A 12,541-nucleotide genomic window follows, 5' to 3' on the forward strand; every position below is an offset into this window, starting at 1 on the left:
CACAATGGAGGCAAACCATTGTGGACGGTGATTTTTTATGACACAGAGCAAGACCCTGCGCCGCTGGGAGCTGGCCCTCCTGCTGGGGGTGGCCATTGCCGCCCTGGCCGGGGTATGGCTGGACCGAAGCCAGGCCGCCCTGGCCGATCAGGTGATCCGGCTGCATGTGCTGGCCAACTCGGACTCGGAGGCCGACCAGGCCCTGAAGCTGAAGGTGCGGGACAGGGTGTTGGCGACAGCGGAGGAATACTTCACGCCGGGGGCTACGCTGGAAGAGACCAGGGAGACCCTGACGGCTCATCTGGCCGACATAGCTGCCGCCGGGGCCGACCAGGTGGCGGAGGAGGGATACCGGTATCCGGTGACCGTCTCGCTGGAGGAAAACTACTGGTTTCCCACCAAGGAGTACACAGACTTTGCCCTGCCTGCCGGCAATTATACCGCCCTGCGGGTGGTCATCGGTGAGGGAGACGGCCAGAACTGGTGGTGCGTGGTATTCCCGCCCCTGTGCCTGGGGTCGGTCAGCGAGAGCTCCGCCCAGACCGCTCTGGCCGGCGGCTTTTCTCAGGATCAGGTGTCCCTCATTACCGGGGAGGACCAGGGCTATGTAGTCAAATTCAAGGCCATGGAGCTGTGGGAGGAGTTTTGCCACTGGCTCAGCGGCACATAAAAGGGCAGGTCCGGTTCCATCAACCGGACCTGCCTTTTTATCATATAATCAGCCGATGCCGCCGTAGTAGATGCCCAGCACCCACACGGCTGCCGCCACCAGCACATAGAACCGGGCGGTGACGGTGAAGAACTTGCCGGGCCGGTCATTGCCGCCCAGCGCCAGCTCGTCCTTGATGGTGTCCATGCGCAGAATGAAGTAGATGCACACGGCCACCAGCAGGGCGCCGAAGGGGGAGACATAGATGGTGATGAGATCCATCCAGCTGCCCATACCGGCCAGGGATTCCAGGAACAGGCCGGGCACAAAGGCCACCGCGCCCATGATCAGAGTGGCGGTGCGGCGGGACAGCCTGACGGTGGAGCTGAGAGCCTCGCCGCAGGCCTCCAGCATGTTCATCAGAGAGGTGATGCCGGCGAAGAACACCGACAGGAAGAACAGGAAGGCGAAAATCTGCCCGCTGGGCATCTGCTGGAACACTTGGGGCAGAGTAACAAACATCAGGGAGGGGCCGCTGGTGGGGTCGATGCCGAAGGCGAAGACGGCGGGAATGATGGCAAAGCCCGCCAGCAGGGCGGCCAGGGTGTCCAGCAGAGCGGTGGTGCCCGCGTGGCGCAGGATGCTCTCGCTCTTCTTCATATAGCTGCCGTAGATCAGCATGCCCGCGCCGTTGATGGACAGGGAGAAGAAAGCCTGTCCCATGGCCATGACCCAGGTCTCCGGCTTGAGCAGATAGCTCCAGTCAGGCTGGAGCAGGTAAAGGTAGCCCTCCACCGCGCCGGGCAGGAAGGCCACCCGGACGGCGATGATGAGAAACAGGATGAAGAAAGCGGGCATCATGAATTTGCTCAGCTTTTCGATGCCGGCTGCCACGCCGAAGATCAGGATGAGCACGGTCAGGGCCACCGCCGCCAGATGCCAGGGGATGGAGCCGAAGTTCACCGCCAAAGCATCAAAGAAGCTCTGGGAGTCGCCGGCCAGGATGGAGCCGGTGATGGAGCCTGCGGTGTAGCGCAAGACCCAGCCCACCACCACGGAGTAGCCGATGGCGATGCCCAGTACCCCCAGCAGGGGGATAATGCCCAGTAGCTTGCCGCCTTTTTTACCCCGGGACTTGAGCACATAGTCTAGGGAGCCCATGGCGCCGGTGCCGGTGAGCCGGCCCAGAGCAAACTCGCCGGACAGGCCCACATAGCTGAACAGGGCTACAAAAATAAAATAGGGGATGAGAAAGGCGCCGCCGCCGTACTGTCCCACCCGGTAGGGAAAGAGCCATATGTTGCCCATACCCACGGCGGAGCCTACCGCTGCCAGCACGAAGCCAAGCGAGCTGGTAAATTTACCGCCGGATTTGTTGTGTTCCATTCAGAGATCCTCCTCGTCGTTTCTGCGTACCATGTGCAGATGGTCCTCCCAGATGCCGTTGATCTTCAGGTAGCGCCTGGCCAGTCCCTCCTCCTCAAAGCCTGCCTTGGCTGCCGCCTTACGGGAGGCCAGGTTGCGGGGCATGATATTGGCCTCCACCCGGTGGAGATCCAGGTTGCGGAAGCCCCACTGCGTCAGGGCGTCAATGGCCTCGGAGCCGTAGCCCCTGCCCCACAGGGTATGGTCGATTTTGTAGGAGATAAAGCAGGAGTGGAAGGCGCCGCCGATGATCTCGTTGAGGCCCGCCAGCCCGATGATTTTGCCGGGATGCCGGGGCTGGACCAGCAGGAAGCGGAAGCTGCGGCCCGCCTCCGCCTGCTCCAGATCCCAGCCCAGCCGCTCCTCCTGCCCCTCCGGGGTGAAGAACTCCTCAGGCTGGACGGGGTCAAAGGGGGCAAAGGCCTCCCGGTTGCGGCAATAGAAGGCGGCCGCGGCATCAGCCAGGGCCGGATCGGCGGCCAGAAAGCCCAGTCTGGGGGAGCGGAAAACAAAACGGCGCACGGCGCTCACTCCTCTCGCTTAGCATGCGAGGCACATTATAGCATATCCCGGCGGCTTTTGCACTATGAAGTTGTAGCACTTTAAAGAGCGCCGGAGGGGCAAAAGAATCCCCTCCCGGTGGTTGACCTTGCCGCCGCTTTTCGATACAATAGGGGTACCAGAAAGGGAGCCGTCCACCTGTGGGCGGCTCTCCCATTGCCAAGGGAGACATGAGAATCTATGTTGAACACCCAAGAGGAACTGCGCTTTTGTAAAGCCCGGCGGGCCGCCATTGAGCTGGAGTTCGGCAATCTGAACCCGGAGCAGCGGAAGGCCGCCCTGGCCACCGAGGGCCCCCTGCTGCTGCTGGCGGGCGCGGGCAGCGGAAAGACCACGGTGCTCATCCACCGCATTGCCAACCTGATGAAATACGGCCGGGGGGCGGATTCCGACGAGGTGCCCGCCTGGGTCACACCGGAGGATCTGGCCTTCCTGGAGGACTATGTGGCTCATCCCGACCCGGAGAAGAAGGGGGAGCAGGAGCGGCTGTGCCGCCTGGACCCGGCAGTGCCCTGGTCCATCCTGGCCATCACCTTTACCAACAAGGCCGCCGGCGAGCTGAAGGAGCGGTTGGAGCGGATGCTTGGCCCCGCTGCCAACGACGTGTGGGCCTCCACCTTCCACTCCGCCTGCGTGCGCATCCTGCGGCGGGACATCGACCGGCTGGGCTTCACCAGTTCCTTCACCATTTATGACACCGCCGATTCCGAGCGGGTCATTAAGGACATTGTGAAGGACTTCAATCTGGACGACAAGACCTTCTCCGCCCGCACGGTGCTGGGTTATCTGTCCCGGGCCAAGGACGCCATGCAGTCTGGCGCGGACTATCTGGCTCAGTGCGAGAAGGCGGGGGACTTCCGCCTGGTGAAGATCGCCAAGATCTATGTGGAGTACGAACGGCGGCTGAAGGAAGCCAACGCCCTGGACTTTGACGACATCATTCTGGATACCGTACGTCTGCTCCAGCAGTTTGAAGAGGTGCGGACCTACTATCAAAAGAAATTCCGCTACGTCCTCATCGACGAGTACCAGGATACCAACAACCTGCAATATCTGCTGGCCTCCACCCTGGCGGGGGGCTATGAAAACATCTGCGTGGTGGGCGATGACGACCAGTCCATCTACCGCTTCCGGGGCGCTACCATTGAAAACATCCTCTCCTTTGAAAACCAGTACAAGGGAGCCCGGGTGATCCGGCTGGAGCAGAACTACCGCTCCACCAAGAACATCCTGGAGGCCTCCAACGCGGTCATCAAGAACAACGAGGGCCGCAAGGGCAAGGAGCTGTGGACCCAGCACGAGGAGGGGGACAAGGTCCAGTGCTACACCGCCATGAACGAGCACGACGAGGCCCAGTATGTGGCGGCCCAGATTCTGGCGGGCTTTTCCGCCGGACGCAGCTGGAAGGACCACGCGGTGCTCTACCGCATGAATGCTCAATCCAACCAGATCGAGCAGGCCTTCAAGCGCAACGGCATCCCCTACCGCATCATCGGCGGTATCCGCTTCTTTGACCGGGCGGAGGTCAAGGACATGCTGGCCTACCTCAGCGCGGTGAATAACCCCGGGGACGATCTGCGGCTGTCCCGCATCATCAACAACCCGCCCCGAGGCATCGGCGCCACCACGGTGGACCGGGCACAGACCATTGCCCAAGCGGAGGGGCGCTCCCTGTGGGATGTGATCAGCCATGCCCGCAACTGGCCGGAGCTGCAGAAGGCGGCTCCCAAGCTGGGCCAGTTTACCGAGCTGATGGACGATCTGCGCAAGTTGTCCCGGGAGCTGCCTCTGCCCGAGTTTTACGAAGAGGTGGTGGCCCGTACCGGCTACGCCGTGATGCTGGAGCAGAAGAAGACCATTGAGGACCGCACCCGGCTGGAGAACGTGCGGGAGCTTGCCACCTCCATCCAGAACTATCTGGACAACGCGGTGGAGGAGCCCTCCCTGTCCGGCTTCCTGGATGAAATTGCTCTGTACACCGATATCGACAGCCACGATCCCAGCGAGGACTGCGCGGTGATGATGACCATGCACTCCGCCAAGGGCCTGGAGTTCCCGGTGGTCTTTGTGGTGGGCGTGGAAGAGGGCATCTTTCCCGGCATCCGTGCCATCGGAGAGCCGGAGGAGATGGAGGAGGAGCGCCGCCTGTGCTATGTGGCCATGACCCGGGCCAAGGAGAAGCTGTACATGACCTGCGCCTCCCAGCGTATGCTCTTCGGCCGCACCAATTCCAACCGTCCCTCCCGCTTCCTGGGAGAGATCCCGCCGGAGCTGGTGGAGAAATCCGGCCGCCTGCCCTATGGCGAGCGGGGAGAGGGGGAGCGGCCCGCCCGTAAGACTGCCCCGGTGCGCCGCACCTTCGATCCCGGCTTCTCTCTGGGACACTCCGCCCCGGCTCCTACTGCCTCTGCCGCCCCGGCGGCGGGACAGGCCGCCCCCGCCGGCGGCGGGTTCCGCATGGGCGACACGGTGCGCCACAAGGCCTTCGGTCAGGGACTCATTACCAAAGTTACCCCCATGGGAGGCGATGCACTGGTAGAGATCGCCTTTGACAGCGTGGGTACCAAGAAGCTGATGCTGAAATCAGCCTCCCAGTATATGACCAAGGTATAAGAAAACCGGGCCGCCTAAGGGCGGCCCGGAGAAACGCTACGGCTGGAGCAATTCTGTAAAGCTGTAAATATACCGGTGGCACAACCCCTTCAGTTCCTCCTCAAACCGGGCATAGAAGGGGTCATACACTCCCACCACAGTAAGCCCCGCCGCCTTGGCGGAGGCGCAGGCACCGGGGGAGTCCTCGTAGAGCGTGCTCTCCTCCGGGCTTGTCCCCAGTTCCTTCAACACGTGGACAAAGGTAGCCGGGTCCTTTTTCAGCATGCCCAGCTCCTGGACGAAAATGAGACGGGAGAAGTAATCCTCCATCTCCAACCGCTTGAGGGCAGCATGGCAGAACTCGGGGACGCAGGCGATGAGCAGGACCATGTCCTCCCCCTGCCTGCGGCACTGCTCCAGAAAGGCCAGAGCCCCCGGTTTGGCGGGGACCTGGGACAGGTAGGCCTCCCGGCCCAGCTGGGTCCACTCGTCCATGATGGCCTGGGGCGTGGTGTCCAGGTGGTAGTAGTCGATAGTGAATTGGGCGGCCAGAGGGAAGATGGAGTGGCCCACCGTCTCGCTGTACTCCTGGGTGGGGGTCAGCCCCCGGCGGGCCAGGAAGGTGTTGTCCACCACCTCCCACACGCCGTTGGAGTCCACCAGAGTACCGTCAAAGTCAAACAGAATCATATATAAAACCTCCAGGGGAAGTGGACGGCCTCCTGGGCGTAGTCGATGCCCACCCGGGGACCGGTGTGGAAGGCGGGCGGCGCTTCGCCGCTGTCGCAGAGGAAGAGCTCCTCCCCGCACAGGTCCAGGCCGTTCTGGGCCCGGGTGAGGGCCAGCGCCCTGCACACCTTGCCGGGGCCGTCCAGAAAATGCTTTTTTTGATAGGAAGTAAGCTCGCCGGGCGTCTTGCCGAACCGGTTGAGACTCATGGGGACCAGCCCCTCCACCGGCTCCAAACCCCGCAGCAGCACGGCGGCAGGTTCCCCCTCCGCCTCCGTCACGAAGTTGAGACAGTGGTACATCCCGTAGATCAGGTAGATATAGGCGGTGCCCGGCGGGGCGAACAGGGTCTCGGTCCGGGCGGTGCGCTTGTAGCCATAGGCGTGGCAGGCCTTGTCACAACGGCCGATGTAGGCCTCGGTCTCGGTGATACGCCCCACCAGCGCCTGGCCCTGCCACATCCTCACCAGATATTTTCCCAGCAGGTCCCGGGCCACCTCCAGGGTGTCCCGGTCAAAGAATTGCCGTTCCAGCTTGTTCAAAAGGATACCCCCCTTTGTCGGGATCAAATCACATTTTACCATAGGTAAAGGAGAGGTACAACCATGAGCCAAACCAAAGAAAACAGTGTCCTGGCCAAGTTCGCGACCCCGCTGATCATCCTCGCCACCATCATCTGGGGCAGTTCCTTCGTGGTGATGAAGAGCAGTGTGGACGTGCTACCCACCTTCTGGCTGCTGGCCATCCGGTTCAGCTTCGCGGCCCTGGTGCTGGCCATCGTCTTCATCAAGCGGTGGAAGGTACTGGACCGCCACTATCTCATCGGCGGCACCGTAATGGGCTTCTGCCTGTTTGTGGCCTATGCCTTCCAGACCTACGGCCTGGAGCAGACTACCCCCGGCAAGAACGCCTTCCTCACCGCGGTCTACTGCGTCATTGTGCCCTTCCTGTACTGGATCGTGGCCAAGCGCCGGCCGGATAAGTTCAATGTCATCGCCGCCCTGCTGTGCATTGTGGGCATCGGTCTGGTATCGGTCACCGGCAAGAACGCCTCCGCCTTCAACATGGGCGACGTGCTCACCCTCATCGGCGGCTTCTTCTTTGCCGCCCACATCGTGGCGGTATCCAAGTTCTCTGAGGGCCGGGATATCTTTATTCTGACCACCCTCCAGTTTGCCAGCTTTGCCATCTTCTCCTGGATCGGTGTGCTGGTCACCGGCACCTCCGTCTCCCCCGAGGTATTTACCGGCGATTTGATCTTCGGCCTGGCCTATCTGGTGATTTTCGCCTCCTGCGGCGCCTTGCTCTTCCAGAACATCGGCCAGAAGTATACCGCCCCCTCCACTGCCGCCGTCCTCCTCTCTCTGGAGGCCCCCTTCGGCGTACTCTTCTCCATGATCTTTGCCAGCGAGCAGCCGACCGCCCTGATGCTGGTGGGTTTTGCCCTCATCTTCCTGGGCGTGATCTGCTCCGAGACCAAGTTCGCGTTCCTGCGGAAGAAATAAGACCCAGACAGAAAGACAGCCTCTGCCCGGACGGGCGGAGGCTGTTCTGTATTTTTTGGGGACCGTGCATGGAGTCCTGTCTTGCACAGTATGGCTCTGTTTGGTATCATAAATAAGGTGATGCCCTATGCGTAAGCTGGCCTGGTTTGCCGCTGCCTTTTCCCTGGCTGTCTTTCTGGCGGTCTATTTGCTGCCGGAGAAAATTCTGGTGCCGGCCGGGGCCATTTGCGCCCTGGCCGCCCTGGGTGGATTGCTGCTGCGGGGAAAGAAACGGCTGCGGATGCTGCTGATCTGCTTTGGTCTGGCAACCGGTTTGTGCTGGACGGGAACGTACAGCGGAATCGTGTGGGCCCCTGCTATCCGATTGGCAGGTACAGAGACTCAGGCAAAGGCCGTGGTGGCCGACTGGCCCCAGGAGAACCGCTACAGCACCTCGGTGCTGGTCAAGGTCAAGCCGGAGGACGGAGGGACGGTCAAAACGCTGCTCTATCTGGACGGGGAGAAGGCCATGGACCTCCGCCCCGGCGACCGGCTGACGATGACTGCATCCTTCCGCATGGCGGATACCATGGCGGGGGAGGAGACCGACTACTATTATGCCAAGGGCATCCTTCTCATGGCAAGCTGTGAGGAATGGATCGTGGAGCGGCCGGAGCGGGTGCCGGTGGAATACTGGCCTGCCCTAGTGAGCCGAGCCTTGAAGGACAGCGCTGCCAGGGCCTTTCCGGACAGCGCCGCGCCTCTGGTCACCGCCCTTATCACCGGGGACAAAACTCAGCTGCCGGATGCAGTATACAGCGCCCTCCGGCGGTCGGGCCTGGCCCATGTGATCGCAGTGTCCGGCCTTCATGTCTCTTTCCTGGCGGGACTGATCACCACCCTGCTGGGCCGCCGGAGGCGGCTGTCGGCGGTGGTGGGTATCTGCCTGCTTTTCTTTTTCAGCGCCGTGGCAGGCAACACCCCGTCGGTGCAGCGGGCGGCCTTTATGCAGGCCATGCTGCTCATCGCGCCTCTGGCCGACCGGGAGAACGATCCGCCCACCGCCCTCAGTGCGGTGCTGATGGTGCTGCTGGCGGTCAATCCATACGCCGCGGCCAGCGTATCCCTCCAGCTGTCCTTCGCCGCCGTGGCGGGTATTTTCCTGTTTACCGGGCCCCTGTGCGAGAAGTGGGGGCGGAAGCTGCCCCGCAAACCCAAGGGCTTCTGGAGCAAGCTGGGCTGTCGTTCGGCCAGAGTGGTGATCGCCAGCGTGGCTACCACCCTGGGGGCAATTGTGTTTACCACGCCCCTGATGGCCTTCTATTTTGACAGTGTGTCCCTGATCTCCCCCCTGTCCAACCTGCTGGCGTTGTGGGCGGTGTCGTTGGCTTTTCTGGGAGGCCTGACGGTGGCGGTGCTGGGTGTGTTTCTGCCCGCTGTGGCTGGAATCCTGGCCTGGGCTGCGGCGCTGCCTGTATGGTACCTGCAATGGGTGAGCGCCGCTCTGGCGGGCCTGCCCTTCGCCTCGGTATCCATGCACTCGGTCTATCTGACTCTATGGATGGCCCTGGTCTATGGGTTTATCTTCCTGTGGCTGCTTTGGCGGGGCCCCCGAGGCCGGGTGGTGGTGCCGGTCTGTCTCAGCACATCCACCCTGTGCGGGGCGCTGATGCTCCAGGCCGCCGTCCTTACTGGCGGCAGTCTATCCGTGTCGGTGCTGGATGTGGGACAGGGCCTCAGCGTGGCTCTCTACTCCAAGGGCCAGACCGCACTCATTGACTGTGGGGGCTACGACGCCGGGAACACCGCGGCGGATCATTTCCAGGCCATGGGTCTGAGCCACATTGATCTGGTGATCCTGACCCACTACCACGATGACCATGCCGCCGGCATTCCCCAGCTGCTGGAGCGGATGGACGTGGGACTGCTGATTCTGCCCGACGTGGAGCCGGACAGCTCCCTGCGGGCGGAGATCGAAGAAAAAGCCCGGGCCGCAGGGGTGGAGATCCTGATGGTCACCGATGGCGCCACGGCCCGGTTGGGTGAGACGGAGCTGACCATCTATCCCCCGCTGGGCAGCGGTGACAGCAACGAGGAGGGCCTGTCAGTACTGGGAAGCACCGGGACCTTTGATTTTCTGGTGACGGGAGATATGGATACTGTGGTGGAGGGCCGGCTGGTCAAATACGGCGGCCTGCCGGACACCGAATTGCTGGTGGTGGGCCACCACGGCTCCCGGTATGCCGCTTCCGAGGAGCTGCTCCAGGCCATCCAGCCGGAGCTGGCTGTCATTTCTGTTGGATATAATACCTACGGTCACCCGGCGGAGGAGACACTGGGCCGGCTGGCCCGGTACGGGTGCGAAATTTACCGCACCGACTGGTCGGGGACCGTTACCATTACTGCCAAATAAGGAGAAGATACCATGCCGCCAAAGGGAAAACCGGATACTGCGGCTTATCAAAAGCTGAAGCAGGATCTGAAAAGCGGTACGCTGGGCAGCCTCTACATTTTCCATGGGGAGGAGGCCTACCTGCGGGACTACTATCTGGGCGAGATGAAGAAAAAGCTGCTGCCGCCGGGAATGGAGGCTTTCAACTACCATACCATCAACGGCAAGGAGTTTGACCTGAAGACCTTGTCTCAGACGGTGGACTGCCTTCCTATGATGAGCCAGCGTACTCTCATCGTGGTCAACGACTACGATCTGTTTAAGGGAGACAAGGACGGACTGACGGCCCTGCTGAAGGATCTGCCGGACTATGTCTGCCTGGTCTTTGTCTACGATCTCATTGAATATAAATCGGATGCTCGTACCAAACTGGCAGGGGTAATCAAAGAGAAGGGGAGCGTGGTGCCCTTCAACCGGCAGGAACAGGGGGATCTGGTGGACTGGATCGCCCGCCGGTTCAAGGCCATGGATCACGACATCGGCAGTGAGGATGCCAAATATCTCATCTTCCTGTGTGGAGACCTGATGAATACCCTGATCTCGGAGATTGGAAAGATTGGTGCCTACGCTTCCCACCGCCGGGTGACCCGTGAGGATATCGACGCAGTGGCGACTCCCCAGCTGGACGCGGTGGTGTTCCAGATGACGGACGCCATCTCCTCCGGTGACTTTGACAAGGCGGCCTCGGTGCTGGGGGACCTGTACCATATGCAGGAGGCCCCCATCAAGCTTCTGGCTGTCCTGGGCAAGCAGCTGCGGCAGCTCTATACCGCCCGGCTGGCCATTGAAAACCGGAAGGGCAGCCGCTATCTGATGGAGCTGTGGGGCATGCGTTCCGCCTATCCGGCGGAGCGGCTCATGCAATCGGCCCGCCGGTTTTCGCTGGCCTGGTGCCGCAAGGCGGTGATCCGCTGCGGCGAAACCGATCTGGCTATGAAATCCACCGGAGCCGATGGGGAAGAACTATTGACTGGCCTGCTGATGGAGCTGGCCATAAAGAAAGGAGCCTGATGGCAATGAAAAAGCGTACGATCGTTGGAATGGCTGTGGCGGCTGCCGCCGGTGCGGCGGGGTGGTATGTGACTGCCGGCCGCAGAAAAAACCAGGTAGAGGCCATCCGGAAGCAGCTGCTGCGGATGCTGGCGCTGCGGCGGGACGAGCTGCAGGCGCTGCGCAAGGCGGCGGAGAATGGCGAGCTGGCCGCCGATTCGCTGAGTGGGGAACCCGTGGGAGGACTGGAAGTGGAGTCGGTCCGGCTGGAAGAAGGCGCACTGACGGTATGCCTGTACAACGGGCAGTCCCGGGTCTGGCTGTCCAATGAGCCGCTGGATCGCCTGGACGTCTATCATCAGCCCTGGCACGGCAATGCTCGCCCCGGCGTGCTCTATACCGAGAACCTGGGTGACGGCTGGTACGCCGGTTACGCTTGCCTGCACTGGAGCTGAGTATGCTGCGCATCAAAGAGGCCATTGTGGTGGAGGGGCGGTACGATAAAAATACCCTCTCCCAGCTGGTAGATACCATTATAGTAGAGACAGCCGGCTTCGGCGTCTTTAAAAACAGTGAAAAGCTGGTCCTGTTCCGCCGTCTGGCGGCGGAGCGGGGCCTCATTATTCTCACCGACCCGGACGGGGCGGGCTTTGTCATCCGCAACTTTCTAAAAGGGAGCATTCCACCGGAGCAGGTGAAGCACGCCTATGTGCCCGATATCCTGGGAAAGGAGCGTCGGAAGCGCACCCCGGGGAAGGAGGGCAAGCTGGGGGTAGAGGGTATGCGCCCTCACATACTGGAGCAGGCACTTCGCCGGGCGGGGGCCACCTTTCTGGAGGAGGATGCGCCCCCGGTGCGCCCCGGACGGCCCATTACCAAGGCGGACCTGGTGATGTTGGGCCTGTCGGGAGGAGAGGGCTCTGCCGCCCGCAGACAGGCGCTGATGGGGCGCCTGTCATTGCCGACACACCTCTCACCCAACGCCATGCTGGAGGTGCTGAACGCCCTGTTTTCCTATGAGGAACTGGCCGACGCGGTCCAGGATCTGGTGTCTGAGAAAAAAGACGGGGAAAACTGAAAAAAGGTGTTGACAAATGGGTCTGTGGGTGGTATTCTATCTGAGCGCCTTGCGAGAGGGCACGAAAATCTGACCAAAACCGGAAGAAACCGAGGGGAACCCGGACGGCCTTCTGAAAAGATCAGAAAAAAGTGCTTGACAAACGCGAGTGCGCGTGATAAAATAAACGAGTTCGAGTCGAGAGACAAGAACGAGCTTGAAAAGGACTGAAATCAAGCGGTTGGAGCTAAAAAGCTCCGAAAAAACTTGAAAAAAGTTCTTGACAAATGAATCCGGAAGTGCTAAAATAAACAGCACGTCAGCCGATCGGCTGACCGGAGCGTGTACCTTGTAAATTAAACAACGTGAAAGAAACACGAAGTACCAGAAAGGACGAGAAGTCCTTCTGACAAGCAAAGCTTGAAAGAAGGCTCTTGATTAAATTTCTTTGAAGCTAAGAATTAGGCTTCAATAAAGTGATTTGAAGAACTTTGGTTCTTTAGATACCATTTTATTGAGAGTTTGATCCTGGCTCAGGATGAACGCTGGCGGCGTGCTTAACACATGCAAGTCGAACGGAGTGCTCATGACGGAGGATTCGT

At 61.1% G+C, this 12,541-nt stretch carries 11 protein-coding genes and 1 rRNA gene; 8 read left to right on the forward strand and 4 right to left on the reverse strand.

The window, feature by feature from the left end; genetic code table 11:
• Nucleotides 1–37: 37 nt before the first annotated feature.
• The gene (gene spoIIR / locus B5G34_RS12870; protein ID WP_087338165.1) at nt 38–670 is read left to right on the forward strand and encodes a stage II sporulation protein R; all 633 of its coding nucleotides are present in this window, start codon (nt 38–40) and stop codon (nt 668–670) included.
• A gap of 48 nt (nt 671–718) precedes the next feature.
• On the opposite strand, the gene B5G34_RS12875 is transcribed toward spoIIR, so the two are convergent.
• On the reverse strand, nt 719–2,035 hold the full coding sequence (locus tag B5G34_RS12875; RefSeq protein WP_087338168.1) for a sodium-dependent transporter: 1,317 nt from the start codon (nt 2,033–2,035) through the stop codon (nt 719–721).
• Nucleotides 2,036–2,596 (reverse strand): GNAT family N-acetyltransferase, encoded by a 561-nt coding sequence (locus B5G34_RS12880; RefSeq protein ID WP_087338171.1) that lies wholly within the window; start codon nt 2,594–2,596, stop codon nt 2,036–2,038. It lies immediately after the preceding gene.
• Nucleotides 2,597–2,815: 219 nt separating this feature from the next.
• On the opposite strand from B5G34_RS12880, the gene B5G34_RS12885 reads away from it, so the two are divergent.
• Nucleotides 2,816–5,248 (forward strand): UvrD-helicase domain-containing protein, encoded by a 2,433-nt coding sequence (locus B5G34_RS12885; protein WP_087338174.1) that lies wholly within the window; start codon nt 2,816–2,818, stop codon nt 5,246–5,248.
• A gap of 36 nt (nt 5,249–5,284) precedes the next feature.
• On the opposite strand, the gene B5G34_RS12890 is transcribed toward B5G34_RS12885, so the two are convergent.
• Together B5G34_RS12890 and B5G34_RS12895 are read right to left on the reverse strand one after the other, a co-directional pair.
• Nucleotides 5,285–5,917, reverse strand: a complete 633-nt coding sequence (locus B5G34_RS12890; protein ID WP_087338177.1) for an HAD family phosphatase — start codon at nt 5,915–5,917, stop codon at nt 5,285–5,287.
• Nucleotides 5,914–6,540 (reverse strand): DNA-3-methyladenine glycosylase, encoded by a 627-nt coding sequence (locus B5G34_RS12895; RefSeq protein WP_087338179.1) that lies wholly within the window; start codon nt 6,538–6,540, stop codon nt 5,914–5,916. Before B5G34_RS12895 ends, B5G34_RS12890 begins: the two co-directional genes overlap by 4 nt.
• A gap of 21 nt (nt 6,541–6,561) precedes the next feature.
• On the opposite strand from B5G34_RS12895, the gene B5G34_RS12900 reads away from it, so the two are divergent.
• From B5G34_RS12900 to B5G34_RS18510, 6 genes are all read left to right on the forward strand, one after another.
• Entirely contained in the window at nt 6,562–7,461 is a 900-nt protein-coding gene (locus B5G34_RS12900; protein ID WP_087338182.1) for a DMT family transporter, read from the forward strand.
• A gap of 127 nt (nt 7,462–7,588) precedes the next feature.
• A complete protein-coding gene (locus B5G34_RS12905; RefSeq protein ID WP_087338185.1) occupies nt 7,589–9,853 on the forward strand; it encodes a DNA internalization-related competence protein ComEC/Rec2 in 2,265 nt (754 codons plus the stop codon).
• Between the two features lie 12 nt (nt 9,854–9,865).
• The gene (gene holA, locus B5G34_RS12910; RefSeq protein WP_087338188.1) at nt 9,866–10,903 is read left to right on the forward strand and encodes a DNA polymerase III subunit delta; all 1,038 of its coding nucleotides are present in this window, start codon (nt 9,866–9,868) and stop codon (nt 10,901–10,903) included.
• A 5-nt stretch (nt 10,904–10,908) separates the two neighbouring features.
• Entirely contained in the window at nt 10,909–11,337 is a 429-nt protein-coding gene (locus tag B5G34_RS12915; RefSeq protein WP_087338191.1) for a toxin-antitoxin system antitoxin subunit, read from the forward strand.
• Nucleotides 11,338–11,339: 2 nt separating this feature from the next.
• Entirely contained in the window at nt 11,340–11,960 is a 621-nt protein-coding gene (locus B5G34_RS12920; RefSeq protein ID WP_087338194.1) for a DUF4093 domain-containing protein, read from the forward strand.
• Nucleotides 11,961–12,449: 489 nt separating this feature from the next.
• A 16S ribosomal RNA gene (locus B5G34_RS18510) occupies nt 12,450–12,541 on the forward strand; the annotation flags it as partial.

Origin of the sequence: Flavonifractor sp. An82 (assembly GCF_002159265.1) — a bacterium.
In the GTDB taxonomy this organism is placed as follows: Bacteria; Bacillota; Clostridia; order Oscillospirales; family Oscillospiraceae; genus Flavonifractor.